We start from the raw sequence: 15,965 nt of genomic DNA on the forward strand, positions 1-15,965 counted from the left end.
ACGAACGATGATGAGGAGAGTGGAGTTCATGATGTATAAGACGCATTCCTGCGGAGACATAACGAAGGCCCGCATCGGAGAGACGGTCACTTTGAACGGCTGGGTACAGCGCCGGCGGGATTTGGGGGGCGTATTGTTCGTCGATCTGCGCGACCGCACCGGTCTGGTGCAGATTGTATTCAACACGGAATTTTCAACCCGCGCCCATGAGATTGCCGATCGCTTGCGCAATGAATTCGTCGTGGCCGTGAGCGGGCAAGTCGTCATGCGCGACGCGGAGACGGTCAATCCGAACCTGCCAACGGGCGATGTCGAAGTTCGCGTGACGGACATTGAAATATTGAACGGGGCCAAAAACCCGCCGTTCTTCATTGAAGACGGCATCGAAATTGATGAGTCGCTTCGCCTGCGGTACCGTTACCTGGACCTTCGCCGTCCGGAAATGCAGCGTACGCTGAAGCTGCGCTCCACAGCGTCCAAAGTGATCCGCGATTTCCTGGACGATCAGGAATTCGTCGAGGTGGAGACGCCGATTCTGACGAAGAGCACGCCGGAAGGAGCGCGGGATTATCTCGTGCCGAGCCGCGTGCATCCGGGCGAGTTCTTCGCTCTGCCGCAATCCCCGCAGCTGTTCAAGCAGCTGCTGATGGTATCGGGTCTGGAGCGCTATTACCAGATTGCCCGCTGCTTCCGCGACGAGGATCTGCGGGCCGATCGCCAACCGGAATTCACGCAAGTCGACATCGAGACCTCCTTCCTGTCCGAGGAGCAGCTGCAGGGCATGATGGAGCAGCTGATGGTCCGCCTGTTCAAGACGACGATCGGCGTGGACATTCCAACGCCGTTCCAGCGCATTACGTATCAGGAAGCGATGGAGAAGTACGGCTCCGACAAGCCGGATCTGCGCTTCGGCCTGGAGCTGGTCGACGTCTGCGACCTCGTGGCCAACAGCGGCGTCAAAGTATTCGGTTCCGTCATCGAGAAGGGCGGCGTGGTCAAGGTGCTGAACGCCAAAGGCTGCGGCACGTGGAGCCGCAAAGATATCGATGATCTCGGACCGTACGCGGCCCGTTACGGGGCCAAGGGCCTGGCGTGGATTCAAGTGAAGGACGGCGAGTTCCGCGGACCGATCGTCAAGTTCATGAACGAGGAAGAGATCGCCGCCCTGCGCGAGCGGACGGGCGCCGAGGACGGAGACCTGCTGCTGTTCTCCGCCGATACGCGCAAGGTCGTATACGATGTACTCGGCAACCTGCGCCTCTACATCGGCCGCAGACTGAATCTGATCGACGAGAGCGTGTTCAAGTTCGCTTGGGTCGTCGACTTCCCTCTGCTGGACTATGATGAGGATGAGAAGCGCTATGTTGCGGCACACCATCCATTCACCCGTCCAAAAGATGAAGACCTGCATCTGTTCGATTCGGATCCGGGCCAAATCCGGGCCCAGGCGTATGACCTTGTGCTGAACGGCTACGAAGTCGGCGGCGGATCGCTGCGGATCTACAAGCGCGATGTGCAGGAGAAAATGTTCTCGGCGCTCGGCTTCTCCCCGGAAGAAGCGCAAGAGAAGTTCGGATTCTTGCTGAACGCATTCGAATACGGCACGCCGCCGCATGGCGGGATCGCCCTCGGTCTCGATCGTCTTATCATGCTGCTGGCAGGACGCACGAATCTTCGCGAGACGATTGCGTTCCCGAAAACGGCCAGCGCGGTCGATCTGATGATGGACGCGCCGAACATTGTGGAGCCGGCTCAATTGGAGCAGCTTCATATCAAATCGGCCGTCAAGAAGAAAGACAAGAAAGAAGAGCAATAACACGTCCGCTGCACCGAGCAGCTTGAACAACGCCCCTTGCCGATCTATGCTATATAGCAGGCGGCCAGGGGCGTTGCCATTATACTCGGGCGATAGGGGCCCGCAGGAGGAATAGCTGATGTTGCATCAATTTTCGCGTACAGAATTAGCCATCGGCCCGGAAGGGCTGGACAAGCTGAAGAACAGCACCGTCGCCGTGCTCGGCATCGGCGGCGTCGGCGGCATCGCTGCGGAAGCGCTCGCGCGCACCGGCATCGGGCGCATCATTCTGATCGACAAGGATGTCGTCGACATCACGAATGTGAACCGTCAGATTCACGCCTTGACGACGACAGTCGGACAGAAGAAGGCGGAGCTGATGCAGGAGCGGATTAAGCTCATCAATCCGGAGTGCGACGCCATCGCCTTGAATATGTTCTATACGGAAGAGACGTATGAGGAGCTGTTCGCCTACGATCTCGATTATGTCGTGGACGCTTCGGACACGATCTCTTATAAGATTCACCTCATTAAGGAATGCTTGCGCCGCAACATACCGATTATTTCGAGCATGGGGGCGGCCAATAAAATGGACCCGACGCGCTTCCAGGTGGCGGACATCTCGAAGACGTCAGTCGATCCGATCGCGCGGGTCATCCGGCAGAAGCTGCGCAAGGACGGCATCAAAAAAGGAGTCAAGGTCGTCTTCTCGACCGAGGAACCGTTGAAGCCGCGCGTTGACGTGACCGAGAAGATCGTTCCGGATACGGCCCCGGATATCCGCAAGGCGAAGCAGCCGCCGGCCAGCAACTCCTTCGTGCCGCCGGTAGCGGGGCTGATCATGGTCAGCGTCGTCGTCCGCGATCTGCTTACTACGATAGAATCACGGTGATGAACATGGATTTATTCTCCTATCAGGAAGAGCGGGATCCAGGCATGCGTCTGCTTGCCGACCGGATGCGCCCGCGCAATCTTGACGAATATATCGGCCAGGAGCATATCGTCGGGCCGGGCCGCCTGCTGCGGCGGGCTATCGAGGGCGATCGTATTTCTTCGATTTTGCTGTATGGCCCGCCGGGATGCGGCAAGACAACGCTGGCCAATATTATTTCGGAGCGGACGCAGGGGGAGTTCGTCCGTCTCAATGCGGTCGATGCCTCGGTCAAAGACGTGCGCGCGGTCATCGAGCAGGCGGAGAACAACCGCAATCTGTACAATACGAAGACGATTCTGTTCCTGGACGAGGTGCACCGGTTCAACCGGTCGCAGCAGGACGCGCTGCTGCCTGCCGTCGAGAAGGGAACAATCATCTTCGTCGGCGCCACGACGGAAAATCCGTTCCACCACGTCAACGGAGCATTGATGAGCCGCTCAACGCTGTTCCAGCTTAAGCCGCTGACGAAGGAGCATTCGCTTATCGCGATGCGGCGGGCGCTGGCCGATGCGGAACAAGGGCTCGGCTTCATGAAGGTGGAGGCGGAGCCGGGAACGCTGGAGCATATCGCCGCGATGGCGAACGGCGATATTCGCCGGGCGCTCAACGCGCTGGAACTGGCGGTCATGACGACCTCGCCGGAGGCGGACGGAACGGTCCGCATCACGATGGAGGTCGCGGAGGAATCGGTGCGCAGGCCGCTCGTGCAGGCGGACGAATCGGTGCAATACGATGTGCTGTCCGCCTTCCATAAGAGCATCCGCGGCTCCAGCGATGCGGCGCTGTACTGGTTCCTCTACGCGGTAGAGAAGCTGGGCATGGACCCGATGACCTTCATCCGCCGCCTGACGATCGCCTGCAGCGAGGATATTGGCCTGGCCAATCCGCAGGCGATGGTTCAGGCGGTGAGCGCGATGGAGGCGTACCACCGCATCGGATGGCCGGAGTCGAAATATATTGTCGCCCAGGCGATACTGTTCGCCGTCGAGAGCCCGAAGTCGAATTCGATTCCGGCAGCCATCGCTCGCGTCATGGCGGCATTCGACGATTATCCGTCGGCTCCTGTGCCGCTCCATCTGCGCGATGCGCATTATAAGGGGGCCGAGAAGCTGGGGCATAAGGGCTACAAATATCCGCATGATTATCCCGGACATTATGTCGATCAGCAATATTTGCCGGATTCGATTCGCAACCGGGTCTTCTTCATGGCGAGCGAGCAAGGGACCGAGGCGAAGATGCGCCTCAATCAGGAACGGAGACGCCAACCGAAGCCGGATAATGGGGACTAAGGGTAGCGAACGAACGGCTCCTAAGGCGGGATATACCTAATCATTCATGTAGCGGAGCTCAACAAGCAGCACCGGAAGGAGAGGGAAGCGATGATGCCGAAGCATGCAGATAGAGCGGGAGCCGCCGCAATGCGAAGAGCAACGGGAGCCGCCGTCGCGGCAGGGGGCAGCGCAGGAGCCTGTCTCCGGTATGGCATCGGCCTGCTGCTTCCTTTCCATCCGGCGGCAGGCTTCCCATGGGGGACCTTGGCCGTTAATCTGGCCGGCTGTCTCTTTCTCGGATGGTTCTTCACCTGGCTGACGGAGCGTCCCGGTCTGTCTCCGCTATGGAAGCCGCTGCTCGGAACCGGGCTTACGGGGGCGACCACGACGTTCTCGACCTTCGCGGTCGAAGCGCTGGAGCTGTTCGCGGCCCACCGATATGCCGTGGCGGCTATCTATCTGACGGCGAGCATCGGCTTCGGACTGGGACTGGCCTGGCTCGGAATGCGCTGGGCGGCACGGCCCAAGCCGGCACGCGCATGCGAGGAGGGGCAGCGATGAATATGCTGTGGGTAGCGCTTGGCGGGGCGCTTGGCGCCTGGAGCCGCTATGAATTGGGCGCTTATATTACGAAGCGGGCAGGCAGCCGCTTCCCGTGGGGGACGCTGCTTGTCAATTGGAGCGGCTGCTTCCTGCTGGGCCTGTTGGCCGGGATGCGACAGGTGCTGCCCGGTCCGCTGTACGTCTTTGCCGCCGTCGGATGGTGCGGCGCCTTTACGACATTTTCGACTTTCAGCTTCGAAGCATTGACGCTATGGAAGGACAAGCAGCGCGGCCGCTGCGCGTTGTATCTGTTCCTGACGGCAGCCGTCGGGCTCGCCGCTGCGGCGGGAGGACTATGGCTGGCCGGCCTGCCAGGATAGCGCGGGCCGCAAGGTCAAGCGCCGTATCGATCGCAATGAAATGAAAATGGAGGGGTCGACATGTTCGAAGCAAGGCGTTCCTCAACGGGACGGAATAAGATTCAGATGCTTATCGGTGCGGTTATAGTAACGGTATCGGTGCTCGGAGCGGCCGGATGCAGCGCCGGCCATGCCGGGATGGGCAAGCCGGAGGTTGCAGAGCGGCTGATGCCGAATGGGGATCTGCGGCAAACGACCGCGTCCGCGGACCAGCTTCCCCCTTTTATGGACGATAAGAGCGAGGAGATGCAGTTGATATATAAGCTGGCGGCCGCCAACCATGAGCTGCTGACCTCGATGCCTTGCTATTGCGGCTGCGGAGATTCGGCAGGACATCAGAGCAATCTGAACTGCTTCGTCGCGGAGATCGAAGAAGACGGCGCCGTCGTATGGGACGATCACGGCACCCGCTGCGGCGTATGCCTTCATATCGCGGTAGAGGCTTCCAAGCTGAAGCGCGAAGGGATGAGCGACATCGATATTCGCAATGCCATCGACGAGAAATACGAAGAAGGATATGCGGAGCCTACGCCTACCCCGATGCCCTCCGTATAAGCGGGCTGCACCGCTTCGCGTGCCGTCATTTTCCTTGAAACGCCATGTTTAAATTGAACCGCTTTGTCATATCCTACAGGCAACAGCTCGCCAACATATGAGGATATGTTCATCCCCGTCCGGAGACGGTGAAGAAGGGGATGGACCAAAGGACAAAGGAGAGACAATGATGGAATATTTCCTGGGAAAAGATCTGGATCCTGAAGTGCTCGAACATGTATCGCAAACCTTCAAAGCGCTGGGAGATCCGACGCGGATACGGATATTGTCCATGCTTGCCAAGGAAGAATGCGCAGTGAATCAGCTTGCGGAGACGCTGCAGCTGTCCCAGTCGGCGGTATCCCACCAATTGAAGACGCTGCGGGCCTACCGGTTTGTCCGTTACCGGCGGGAAGGACAAAATATTTTATACATTTGTGACGATGACTATATTATCGGATTGTTGAATGAAGCGGTCCGATATGCTTCCAAATTATAAAAAAGCCCCGTTTCCGAGCAAAACGGGTGATAGGACGCCTTAAGGGCGGAATATACTTAATGTCAACCGGGCGCACGGCAAGGGGATGCCATTTCATCGGTTTTTCGGGCCGTGCCGCCATTTGACGGTGATGTACTTTCTTATATAATGTTCTTAATGCAATTATTTTTAGATGATGGGGAGGTGTACCTGTCTATTCCGATGACGGGGAGACAGGGAAAGTTTGGGTGATCCGTTACCGATAGGCTTAGGCATTTTTTTGGTTCCATTTCTTGTATTTTTGAACGGTTTTTTTGTCGCTGCTGAATTCGCCATGGTGAAGGTGCGCGGCAGCCGGATTGATACGCTGGTGCAGGAGGGCAATGCGAAGGCGCGGTTCGCGCGGCATGTGACCGAGCATCTGGACGCGTATTTATCCGCTTGCCAGTTGGGCATTACACTGGCTTCTCTCGGCCTGGGCTGGATCGGGGAGAAGACGGTGGCGCAGCTGCTCAGAGAGCCGCTGGCGGCCCTTGGCCTCGGCGAGGTCGTATTGCGCAGCGTGTCGACCGTGATTGCGTTCATCATCATTACGGTGCTTCATATCGTGCTGGGCGAACTCGCGCCGAAATCTTTGGCCATTCGCAAAGCCGAGGCGATTACGTTGTTGACGGCGGCGCCGCTCCGTTACTTTTACAAGATTATGTATCCGTTCATCTGGCTCTTGAACGGAACCGCGAACCTGCTGCTGAAGTTATTCGGTATTCAACCTGCTTCCGAGCATGAGTCGGCTCATACGGAAGAAGAAATACGCATTTTGATGAAAGAAAGCTACAAGAGCGGTCTGATTGACAACACCGAGCTTGCCTTGGTTGATAACATTTTTGACTTCACAGAGACGCATGCGCGCGATATTATGATCCCGCGCACGGATATGGTCTGCCTCTATGCGCAGAATTCATTCGAGGAGAACAAAGAGAAAGCAATCACGGAAATGCATACACGCTATCCGGTGTGCGACGAGGACAAGGACAATATTATCGGCTTTGTCCATATTAAGGATTTGGTGAAGGCGCCGCCGGGGATTGAAGATATACGTGAAGTAATGAGACCGATGATGAGCGTGCCGGAATTGATCTCCATCAGTGCGCTGATGAAGATGATGCAGAAGAACAAGGTGCAGATTGCCTTGCTCATCGATGAGTTCGGCGGAACCGCAGGTCTGGTTACATTGGAAGATATTATGGAGGAGATCGTCGGCGAAATTCAGGATGAATTCGACGAGGAACGGCCGCAGATCGAGAAGCGGGACGAATCGAATTATTCGATTGACGGCCGCTTGCTGATCGAGGAAGTGAATTCCTATTTCGGCACCGATATCGTATCGGACGATTATGATACCATCGGTGGCTGGATCTATGCCCAGGTGGAAGTGCCGCCGCGGGTAGGCCAGACCATCGCGGTCGAATCTCAGTTCGAGTTCATCGTGGAGGAGACCGATCATCTTCGCATCGCGCGGCTGCATGTCCGCAAGCTCGATGCCCCGGCCTGCGACGAAGTCGATTCTTCGGCCTCCACAACCGTATAGAATACATGAATCCCCCCTTGCTGCCAGAGCGAGGGGGGATTTGTTGTGTTCCGGGCTTGCGGACGGAGCACGACTTGCGATTAGTACTTCAGCTTATGGACCGCGTCGATCGTTCCTCCGCCCAGACAGACCTCGCCGTCATAGAACACGACGGCTTGTCCCGGCGTAACCGCCTTCTGATGCGAGCCGAACATCACTTCATAGATCCCGTCGCCGCTTCGCTCGACTGTGACCTCCTGATCCGGCTGCCGGTAACGGAATTTCGCCGTGCAATGCAGCTTGTCCGGCGCCTCGCCCGCGATCCAGCTCACGCCGGCCGCCCGAAGCCCGGTAGAATACAGGCTTGGATGATCGCCCTGGACGACATACAAAATATTGCGGGCGACATCCTTCTCCGCCACGAACCAAGGCTCGCCCGTGCCTGAGCCGCCGATGCCGAGGCCTTGGCGCTGCCCGAGCGTATAGTACATCAAGCCGTCATGACGGCCTTTGAGTTCCCCGCTGCGGATATCGATCATGTCCCCAGGCTGGGCAGGCAAGTACTGGCTCAAAAACTCCTTGAAATTGCGTTCGCCGATGAAGCAGACGCCGGTGCTGTCCTTTTTCTTCGCGGTGGAGAGTCCGGCTTCTTCCGCAATCCGGCGCACTTCCGGCTTCGGCAGATGGCCGATCGGGAACATGGCGCGCGCGAGCTGATCCTGATTCAAGGCATTCAGGAAATAGGTCTGATCTTTGTTGCGGTCGATGCCGCGAAGGAGCTTGGCCTGACCGTTCTCCCGCACGACGCGGGCATAATGGCCTGTGGCCACGTAATCGGCGCCGAGATCGAGCGCTTTTTGCAAGAACTCCCCGAACTTAATCTCCCGGTTGCACATGACGTCCGGGTTCGGTGTCCGTCCGCGCCGGTACTCCTCCAGGAAGTAGGCGAAGACTTTGTCGTAATATTGGCGCTCGAAGTTGACCGTATAATAAGGGATGCCGATCTGCTCGCAGACCCGGCGCACGTCTTCGGCATCGTCCTCTGCGGTGCAATGTCCGAATTCGTCGGTATCATCCCAGTTTTTCATAAAAATGCCGATTACATCGTATCCTTGCTGCTTGAGCAGCAAGGCCGTAACGGAGGAATCGACGCCCCCCGACATGCCGACGACGACACGGGTATGGGCATTGGCAGTTGTCATGATATCACCGTCTTTGCTGCGGGCCGGCCGGTCTAGGCGTAGAGGGCCGCTCCCGGCCCGGAACCCGTCGATTTATAGTATCACTCTATTGTAACATACCGGTTGAAATAGATGGGGGAAAATAACGATTCACAAAGCGCAGCCTGCATGTTTCTAGTATGGGCCGCTTTGCCGTGAAACTTTCCTTCCCGCTAATCTTTTGTTCTCCCGAAAGAGTAAATTTCAAGCTCCCGAATGCGCTGCATAATATATGTCAGGCTCAGACGTGTCAGGAGCGTCTTCATACAGCAGATCAGCGATCTGCGCTTGCAGCTCTTGGATGATTTGGTTATAGGTCTGGTAATCCTTGATAATCAGGTCCAAGTACTCGTTAACCTGATCTTCGTCATACCCGCGAAACGTGCGGTCAAATTCTTGGTTATGTATATCTAGCGGAGTGAACCGGACTCCAAGTTCCGTCGGGCGCAAGGCCGCTAATTTATCATTTATCATAGAGCATCATTCCTTTCCTCCACGGTTCTGCGCGTTATGGTCGAATGTTCCATTATGAACATTATAATCGAAATTGGGTCCGGGAGCTGAAGATGGAATTACGGGCCCGCTCTTATTCTGCAAGATCCCCCTATTTTTCCAATGAACTTTGTGCGAAAGTTCTTCATAAAATCCGAATAGCCTGTCAGATTATTGTCCATAACGGAGATAGTTATGTTACGATATACGGGGTGCCTTAATCGGAATACATTGAATTGGACAGGAACAACCAATAAATGAGGTGTAATAATGAAAATATCAACGAAGGGCCGTTACGGGCTGACGATTATGATGGAGCTGGCCAGGAGCTACGGCGAAGGCCCGACTTCCTTGAAGAGCATCGCGGAGAAGAACAATCTCTCCGAGCATTATCTTGAACAATTAATTGCGCCGCTCCGCAATGCGGGCTTGGTTAAGAGCATACGGGGAGCCTACGGCGGATATATATTGCCGGAGAGCCCGGAGCAGGTCACGGCAGGCGAAATTATTCGCGTGCTGGAAGGTCCAATCTCTCCGGTCGACTTCACGGAAGAGGATGATCCGGCCAAGCGCGATCTGTGGCTTCGTATTCGCGACAGCATCGCCACGGTGCTCGATTCGACAACGCTTGCGGATCTGATCTCGTACAAGGATGAGAACGTGCAGGAAAGCTATATGTTCTATATTTGACGATCGCGAGGGAAGCGAAATGGAACGAATTTATTTCGATCATGCCGCGACGACGCCGCTTCATCCGGAGGCGGCGGAAGCGATGATCGCGGTCATGCGGGACGTGTATGGCAATGCCTCCAGCGTTCACGCCGCCGGCCGCGAAGCGACAGCGGCCTTGACCCGGGCGCGGGACAGCGTGGCGGAGCGGCTCGGCTGCCGGCCGCAGGAGCTTGTCTTTACAAGCGGCGGGACGGAGAGCGATAACGCGGCGTTGTTCGGCGTTGTCCATACCGCCTGGCTGAAGCACGGACGGGAACGTCCGCCTCATGTCGTAACTACGGAAGTGGAGCATCATGCGGTGCTCCACGCTTGCCGTTATGTGGAGCAATTCGGCGTGGAAGTGACCTACGTCGCGCCGGACGAGACGGGTCTCGTCGCGCCGGAGCGCATTCAGGAGGCGCTCCGGCCGAATACTTGCCTGGTGAGCGTCATGACGGGCAACAACGAGGTGGGTACGCTGCAGCCGATTCGCGAGATCGGCCAGATGGTGCGCGAGCAGGGGATTGTGATGCATACCGACGCCGTTCAGGCGCTCGGATTCCTGCCGTTCCAGCTGCAGGATTGGCCGGTCGACATGGCCAGCTTCTCCGCCCACAAGATCAATGGGCCGAAGGGAGTCGGCTGCTTGTATATCCGTCAAGGGACGGAATGGGAGCCGATGCTTCACGGGGGCAATCAGGAGCGGAAGCGCCGGGCGGGGACGGAGAATGTGGCCGGAATCGCGGGCTTCGCAGCCGCGCTTCGCATCGCGGAGAATGAACGGGAGGACAAGGTGCGCCTGACCACACAAGTGAGGGCTTCGCTCTGGTCGAAGCTGGTGTCCGCACTGGGAGAACGGGTCGCGTACAATGGGCATCCGGAGCACCATCTGCCTCACATTCTTAATGTGAGCGTGTTGGACGTTCCGACAGAGACGCTGCTGATGAATCTTGATCTCGCAGGCATTATGGCGGCCAGCGGCTCCGCTTGCACATCCGGTTCCTTGGAAGTGTCGCATGTGCTCGAAGCGATGAAGCTGTCCGAGCTTCGCACGAGCACCGCCGTTAGATTCAGCTTCGGATTGGGCAATACTATAGAGCAAGCCGATATTGTGTCGCAACAAATTGCAACCATCGCCAATCGCGTCCGTAGTAGAAATTAAGGAGTCCGCTAGACATCATCGAGGGGCGGGACCCGCGGCGAGTGGAGCGCTATCGGCGGACAGGCGCGCCCGTGCGGCGAAGCCGTATGTGCCATGAACCGAAGGAGGGTCCCGGAATGAAGTTGCTGGAGCTGATCGGCCTGCCTGTGTTCGATATCGGTACGGGCAAGCAAATATCCAAAGTGAAAGATATCTGCATCACCCCCGAATGGGAGATTACCCATCTTCAGCTTGTCAGCCGCGTCCGTAAGCAGGATATGCTGGTACAGTGGAAGGATGTGACCGCATTCGGGGATGACGCGGTCATGATTGCGAGCGGCGAAGCCGTGCAGATGAAGGCCAGCGCCTCGCTGGAACGGGCATTTCTGTCGGGAGAGGCTGCATTGAAAGGATTGCCGGTCATGACTTCGGAAGGCTCCCAGCTCGGATGGGTCGCCGATGTTTATTTTCAGCCCAATATGGATAACCAGATAACAGGTCTGGAAATTTCAGACGGCCTGCTTGCGGACCTTCTGGAAGGAAGACGGCAGATTGAAGGAATGAGCCGCTTGAAATGGGGCACCGATGTAATCGTCGTGGAAGAGAGCGGAAGCGCAAGCGCGCAATCAAATTAGTCTAATGGACGGAATGGTGAAGAACGATGATGCGATGCCCGAATTGCAATTCCAAAGATATCGGGAAAATTGGCGCCCACCAGTTCTACTGCTGGGGATGCTTTATCGAGTTGACCGTTAACGGCGATAAAATGTCGGTGTTCCAGGTGGAAGAAGACGGAACGTTGAGCTCGCTCGACGATTTATTTTTTGGCGATGAATTTATGACCCCACCCTATCCGGAAGCGCATGCTTCTTCATAACGGAATGGACACATATCGGAATAAAGCGAACAAAAGCGTTCATGCTGCCCCCGGGCGGTGCATGGACGCTTTTTGCCGTTCCGGCGGCCGCCGGGCTGTGTGACAGATCTCATATTGCAAGCTTCCTCATTTGTAGATAATACATATTGTGTCTTTTTCAAAACAACCATACTACATATAGTGTTTTAGGGTGTTGAAATATCAATAGAGATGATATGAAAGGGTGGAGTAGCGATGACGATCATGCCGCGATTGCGCGATGCGAACGTTGCCGAAGAGAGTGCGGGAGGTGCCGGACCGATGCCTTGGGCATCCTGGGGGAGCGCCCGGAAGGGGGATGGCGGCACGCTGCCGGACAATCATCCGCTGACGGGGTCGCTGCACGAGATTGTACGGGACAGCGATTCGGATCTGATGCGGGAGAATGCGAATGTGGACGGCCGATCTCCGATGGGCATCATGAGCAAGATGGCCAGCGAATGCTCACGTTGGTATGCGATGAATTATTTGCTCGCTCCGGAAGCGCGGGAAGCGATCGAGGATAATCTGTTGTATCCTCACGATCTTGATTTCTATGCGTACGGAACGACGACCTGCTGCCAAATCCCGCTTGGACAATTGCTGAAGCGGGGCTTCAATACCGGCCACGGCCATATGCGGGAGCCGCAGGATATCAAGAGCGCGCTCGCTCTGGCCTCGATCATTTTGCAGGCGAATCAGAACCAGCAGCATGGCGGACAAGCGTATCCCGCCTTCGATTACGATCTTGCCCCGTATGTAGGCAAGACGTTCCGGCGCCATCTGGCCTACCTTGAATCGCTGCCGCTGCAGCCGGAGCTCGACCGGGAACAGGAAGCTTGGCGGCTGACGGAGCGCGACGTGTACCAGGCATGCGAAGCCTTCGTCCATAACGCCAATTCGATGCATTCGCGCGGCGGGGGACAAGTTCCGTTCATTTCCATCAATTACGGGACCGATACGTCGCGTGAAGGGCGCATGCTCGTCAGACAGCTGCTGATGGCGACGAGAGCGGGCTTGGGCAAGGGAGAGACACCGATCTTTCCGATTCAGATCTTCAAAGTAAAAACAGGCGTCAACTTCGGAGAGCAAGATCCGAACCGCGATCTGTACGAGCTGGCGCTGGCGACGACGGCGGAGCGGCTGTTCCCGAACTTCGCCTTCCTGGACGCGCCCTTCAACAAGGAGCATGACGACGGAACGCCAGAGAGCGAGGTCTGTTATATGGGCTGCCGCACCCGGGTCATGGCCAATGTGAACGGCCCGTCGACGCCGCAGGGGCGCGGCAATCTGTCCTTTACGTCACTTAATCTGGTCCGGATCGCGCTGCTCGCCCGCACGAAGGAAGCTTTTTTCAGCCTGCTGGACGATATGCTGGACATTGCCGTGAGACAGCTGGCCGCTCGCTATGAGTATCAAGCACGGAAGCGGGCCCGCGATTTCGCCTTCCTGATGCAGCAGGGCGTCTGGCGCGGCAGCGAGCGGCTTCAGCCGGAGGACGAACTGCGTGACGTATTGAAGCAGGGCACGCTCAGCGTCGGCTTCATCGGGCTGGCCGAGGCGCTTGTCGCCCTGACCGGCTCCCATCACGGCCAATCCGAGGAGGCACGCCAGCTTGGTCTTGACATTGTGGCCCATATGCGCCGCCGGATGGATGAAGCTGTGGCATCTAACGGGATGAACTATTCGCTTATCGCGACCCCGGCAGAAGGGCTGTCCGGCAAATTCACGAAGCGCGATCGGGATGATTTCGGCCGCCTTCGGGGAATTACCGATCGTGATTACTATACGAATTCATTTCATGTTCCGGTCTATTATCCGATCAAGGCGTATGACAAAATCCGCATCGAAGGGCCGTACCATGCCTTGTGCAATGCCGGTCATATTACATATGTCGAGCTGGACGGCAGCGCCAAAGCGAACCCGCAAGCGCTCGATCGGATTGTGCGTGCCATGGCAGAGAACGGGATCGGCTACGGATCGATGAACCATCCGGTTGATCGCTGCCGCTGCTGCGGCCACCAGGACACGATCGAGGATGGATGCCCCGTCTGCGGCGGTACCGATGATGACATTGAGCGCATTCGCCGCATTACCGGTTATCTGGTCGGCGATATGAGCAAATGGAATTCGGCCAAGCGGACGGAGGAGACCGAGCGGGTGAAGCATCGATGAGCTTGCGGGTGATGTCGATTGTGCATGACAGTGTCGTGGACGGCGAAGGGCTAAGGACGGTCGTGTTCGTCAGCGGCTGTCCCCACCGCTGTCCGGGATGCCATAATCCAAGCTCCTGGCGCAGCGACGCCGGCACGCTGATGAGCGTCGAGGCGGTGGCGGCCGATGTGCTCTCCAATCCGCTGACCGATCTCACCTTATCGGGAGGCGAACCGTTCCTGCAGGCCCGTGCGCTTGCGAAGCTGGCCCGCATCGCGAAGGAAGCGGGCCGGACGGTCTGGTGCTACACCGGATATACGGTGGAGGAGCTGCTGCAGGACGGAACCCGGGATCAGCGGAAGCTGCTGCAGCTGACGGATGTGCTGGTGGACGGCAGGTTCCTGATTGAGCGCCGCCGCCCTGGCCTCCGCTTCCGCGGGAGCGATAATCAGCGCATCTGGAAAATGAGGAATGGCCAGCCTGACGAGTTAATTTTCGTTTAGCTACACATACTTTACTGTACGATGCTCGTCCGAACGGAGTGTGGAATACAGTGGAGCGTTTTTGGAAAAACAAGCTGTTCGTCAATGGCGTATATGTTCTGCTCGCCCTGTTCATCCTGTACCTCTTATACTTGTTGAAGCCGCTTCTGGGCAATGTGTACGGGATTGTGAAATCGGTGCTTGCCCCATTCCTCATCGCGATGATTATCGCCTACGTGCTTAATCCGGTCGTCAATATGCTGTGCGAACGCAAAGTTCCCCGTTCGATGGCGGTGCTGCTCATTTATGCGGTATTCATCGCCTGTGTCACCGTGCTGCTCGTCAATATGATTCCGATGATTATGAAGCAACTGGAGGAATTGAATGAGCAGATGCCCCACTTGAATGCGAAGGCCGAGGAACTGATGGATGGCCTTAGCGAGTCGTCTCTGATGCCCATGTCGGTCCGAAGCAGTCTGAACGATTGGATTTACGGCATGGAGAAGCGGGTGGGGAAGGTCATCACCGAATTTATGAACAACCTCGGCGCTACGCTTAACATCCTCATGATGGCGCTTATCGTGCCTTTTTTGATTTTCTATATATTGAAAGACTTCAACGTCTTCGAAAGGACGGTTATTGCCTATGTGCCGAAGACTCACCGCAAGCACATGGTCATGATGCTCAAAGAAATCGATAATGCGATCGGCAGCTATATCCGGGGGCAAGTCCTCGTCTGCGCCATTATCGGGGTGCTGGCTTATGTCGGTTATTGGCTGATTGGACTGCCATATGCGCTGCTGCTGGCCCTGTTCGTGGCCATTTTCAACATCATTCCGTATCTCGGTCCTTATTTCGGAGCGGCTCCCGCACTGATCGTCGCTTCGACCATGTCTTTGAAGATGATGATTTTCGTCATTACCGTCAATACCATCTGTCAAATTCTCGAAGGGAACATTATTTCGCCCCAGGTGGTTGGCCGGACGCTGCATATGCATCCGCTCTCGATTATTTTTGCCCTGCTCGTCGGAGAGCGGCTTGCCGGCATCATCGGAATGATTCTGGCCGTGCCGGTGTTTGCCGCGCTCAAAGTCGTCTTGTCCCATGTGTTCGCCTATTACGTGCGCCGCAAAACGGTGTGACCGAAGTCGGGATGACTATAGCAGCAATTAAGAAGATTCGCTGGCAATGAACAAGCTCCAGCCGAACTTTTGACCCCCTACCTAAGATGTGATTTGTTGACGCTTCTCTCTGGCGAAAAACAAATGATGCGCCACTTGCGTTAAAGAAAGTGGATGCGGCGAAGGAGCACCGTCGTACGGCATATCC

Annotated in this window: 17 protein-coding genes; 15 read left to right on the forward strand and 2 right to left on the reverse strand. The window is 56.7% G+C overall.

From position 1 onward, the window contains the following. Positions 1-28: 28 nt before the first annotated feature. The 8 genes from aspS to FLT43_RS24715 all read left to right on the forward strand — a co-directional run bounded on the left by aspS (position 29) and on the right by FLT43_RS24715 (position 7,562). Positions 29-1,816 (forward strand): aspartate--tRNA ligase, encoded by a 1,788-nt coding sequence (gene aspS / locus FLT43_RS24680; protein WP_087441618.1) that lies wholly within the window; start codon positions 29-31, stop codon positions 1,814-1,816. A 118-nt stretch (positions 1,817-1,934) separates the two neighbouring features. Next, positions 1,935-2,687 carry a tRNA threonylcarbamoyladenosine dehydratase gene (locus FLT43_RS24685; RefSeq protein WP_087441617.1) on the forward strand — a complete coding sequence of 251 codons (753 nt, stop codon included), beginning with the start codon at positions 1,935-1,937 and terminating at the stop codon, positions 2,685-2,687. A gap of 5 nt (positions 2,688-2,692) precedes the next feature. After that, positions 2,693-4,018: a replication-associated recombination protein A gene (locus FLT43_RS24690; RefSeq protein ID WP_164776456.1), complete on the forward strand. Its 1,326-nt coding sequence runs from the start codon at positions 2,693-2,695 to the stop codon at positions 4,016-4,018. 90 nt (positions 4,019-4,108) lie between these two features. After that, entirely contained in the window at positions 4,109-4,561 is a 453-nt protein-coding gene (gene crcB / locus FLT43_RS24695; RefSeq protein ID WP_244194118.1) for a fluoride efflux transporter CrcB, read from the forward strand. Next, complete coding sequence (gene crcB / locus FLT43_RS24700; RefSeq protein ID WP_087441615.1) at positions 4,558-4,923, forward strand: fluoride efflux transporter CrcB; 366 nt, start codon at positions 4,558-4,560, stop codon at positions 4,921-4,923. The genes crcB (FLT43_RS24695) and crcB (FLT43_RS24700) overlap by 4 nt, the downstream gene beginning before the upstream one ends. A 60-nt stretch (positions 4,924-4,983) precedes the next feature. Continuing rightward, positions 4,984-5,517: a PCYCGC motif-containing (lipo)protein gene (locus tag FLT43_RS24705; RefSeq protein WP_087441614.1), complete on the forward strand. Its 534-nt coding sequence runs from the start codon at positions 4,984-4,986 to the stop codon at positions 5,515-5,517. A 169-nt stretch (positions 5,518-5,686) separates the two neighbouring features. Then, entirely contained in the window at positions 5,687-5,995 is a 309-nt protein-coding gene (locus FLT43_RS24710; RefSeq protein WP_006679667.1) for an ArsR/SmtB family transcription factor, read from the forward strand. A 223-nt stretch (positions 5,996-6,218) separates the two neighbouring features. After that, entirely contained in the window at positions 6,219-7,562 is a 1,344-nt protein-coding gene (locus tag FLT43_RS24715) for a hemolysin family protein (protein ID WP_087441613.1), read from the forward strand. Positions 7,563-7,642: 80 nt separating this feature from the next. On the opposite strand, the gene mnmA is transcribed toward FLT43_RS24715, so the two are convergent. Both mnmA and FLT43_RS24725 read right to left on the reverse strand, forming a co-directional pair. Beyond that, entirely contained in the window at positions 7,643-8,743 is a 1,101-nt protein-coding gene (gene mnmA / locus FLT43_RS24720; RefSeq protein ID WP_087441612.1) for a tRNA 2-thiouridine(34) synthase MnmA, read from the reverse strand. Between the two features lie 222 nt (positions 8,744-8,965). Further along, complete coding sequence (locus FLT43_RS24725) at positions 8,966-9,235, reverse strand: DivIVA domain-containing protein (RefSeq protein ID WP_279627753.1); 270 nt, start codon at positions 9,233-9,235, stop codon at positions 8,966-8,968. A 288-nt stretch (positions 9,236-9,523) separates the two neighbouring features. Here FLT43_RS24725 and cymR point away from each other — a divergent pair, with 288 nt between their 5' ends. From cymR to FLT43_RS24760, 7 genes are all read left to right on the forward strand, one after another. Next, positions 9,524-9,943 carry a cysteine metabolism transcriptional regulator CymR gene (gene cymR, locus FLT43_RS24730; RefSeq protein ID WP_087441611.1) on the forward strand — a complete coding sequence of 140 codons (420 nt, stop codon included), beginning with the start codon at positions 9,524-9,526 and terminating at the stop codon, positions 9,941-9,943. Between the two features lie 19 nt (positions 9,944-9,962). Next, positions 9,963-11,126 carry a cysteine desulfurase family protein gene (locus FLT43_RS24735; RefSeq protein WP_087441610.1) on the forward strand — a complete coding sequence of 388 codons (1,164 nt, stop codon included), beginning with the start codon at positions 9,963-9,965 and terminating at the stop codon, positions 11,124-11,126. 116 nt (positions 11,127-11,242) lie between these two features. Next, positions 11,243-11,740, forward strand: coding sequence for a PRC-barrel domain-containing protein (locus tag FLT43_RS24740; protein ID WP_087441609.1), 498 nt, complete (start codon positions 11,243-11,245; stop codon positions 11,738-11,740). Between the two features lie 26 nt (positions 11,741-11,766). Then, positions 11,767-11,982, forward strand: a complete 216-nt coding sequence (locus FLT43_RS24745) for a hypothetical protein (protein WP_006679674.1) — start codon at positions 11,767-11,769, stop codon at positions 11,980-11,982. Between the two features lie 234 nt (positions 11,983-12,216). Next, positions 12,217-14,175: an anaerobic ribonucleoside triphosphate reductase gene (locus FLT43_RS24750; RefSeq protein WP_087441608.1), complete on the forward strand. Its 1,959-nt coding sequence runs from the start codon at positions 12,217-12,219 to the stop codon at positions 14,173-14,175. Then, the gene (gene nrdG / locus FLT43_RS24755) at positions 14,172-14,657 is read left to right on the forward strand and encodes an anaerobic ribonucleoside-triphosphate reductase activating protein (protein ID WP_087441607.1); all 486 of its coding nucleotides are present in this window, start codon (positions 14,172-14,174) and stop codon (positions 14,655-14,657) included. The genes FLT43_RS24750 and nrdG overlap by 4 nt, the downstream gene beginning before the upstream one ends. Positions 14,658-14,707: 50 nt before the next feature. After that, a complete protein-coding gene (locus tag FLT43_RS24760) occupies positions 14,708-15,778 on the forward strand; it encodes an AI-2E family transporter (RefSeq protein WP_087441606.1) in 1,071 nt (356 codons plus the stop codon). Positions 15,779-15,965: the final 187 nt, after the last annotated feature.

Origin of the sequence: Paenibacillus thiaminolyticus (genome assembly GCF_007066085.1) — a bacterium.
GTDB lineage: Bacteria > Bacillota > Bacilli > Paenibacillales > Paenibacillaceae > Paenibacillus_B > Paenibacillus_B thiaminolyticus.

What these genes read in the sequence shown, in the direction of transcription:
- aspS (WP_087441618.1), top strand. Translation starts at nt 29, where the DNA reads ATGATGTATAAGACGCATTCCTGCGGAGACATAACGAAGGCCCGCATC.
- FLT43_RS24685 (WP_087441617.1), top strand. Translation starts at nt 1,935, where the DNA reads ATGTTGCATCAATTTTCGCGTACAGAATTAGCCATCGGCCCGGAAGGG.
- FLT43_RS24690 (WP_164776456.1), top strand. Translation starts at nt 2,693, where the DNA reads ATGGATTTATTCTCCTATCAGGAAGAGCGGGATCCAGGCATGCGTCTG.
- crcB (WP_244194118.1), top strand. Translation starts at nt 4,109, where the DNA reads ATGATGCCGAAGCATGCAGATAGAGCGGGAGCCGCCGCAATGCGAAGA.
- crcB (WP_087441615.1), top strand. Translation starts at nt 4,558, where the DNA reads ATGAATATGCTGTGGGTAGCGCTTGGCGGGGCGCTTGGCGCCTGGAGC.
- FLT43_RS24705 (WP_087441614.1), top strand. Translation starts at nt 4,984, where the DNA reads ATGTTCGAAGCAAGGCGTTCCTCAACGGGACGGAATAAGATTCAGATG.
- FLT43_RS24710 (WP_006679667.1), top strand. Translation starts at nt 5,687, where the DNA reads ATGGAATATTTCCTGGGAAAAGATCTGGATCCTGAAGTGCTCGAACAT.
- mnmA (WP_087441612.1), bottom strand. Translation starts at nt 8,743, where the DNA reads ATGACAACTGCCAATGCCCATACCCGTGTCGTCGTCGGCATGTCGGGG.
- FLT43_RS24725 (WP_279627753.1), bottom strand. Translation starts at nt 9,235, where the DNA reads ATGATAAATGATAAATTAGCGGCCTTGCGCCCGACGGAACTTGGAGTC.
- cymR (WP_087441611.1), top strand. Translation starts at nt 9,524, where the DNA reads ATGAAAATATCAACGAAGGGCCGTTACGGGCTGACGATTATGATGGAG.
- FLT43_RS24735 (WP_087441610.1), top strand. Translation starts at nt 9,963, where the DNA reads ATGGAACGAATTTATTTCGATCATGCCGCGACGACGCCGCTTCATCCG.
- FLT43_RS24740 (WP_087441609.1), top strand. Translation starts at nt 11,243, where the DNA reads ATGAAGTTGCTGGAGCTGATCGGCCTGCCTGTGTTCGATATCGGTACG.
- FLT43_RS24745 (WP_006679674.1), top strand. Translation starts at nt 11,767, where the DNA reads ATGATGCGATGCCCGAATTGCAATTCCAAAGATATCGGGAAAATTGGC.
- FLT43_RS24750 (WP_087441608.1), top strand. Translation starts at nt 12,217, where the DNA reads ATGACGATCATGCCGCGATTGCGCGATGCGAACGTTGCCGAAGAGAGT.
- nrdG (WP_087441607.1), top strand. Translation starts at nt 14,172, where the DNA reads ATGAGCTTGCGGGTGATGTCGATTGTGCATGACAGTGTCGTGGACGGC.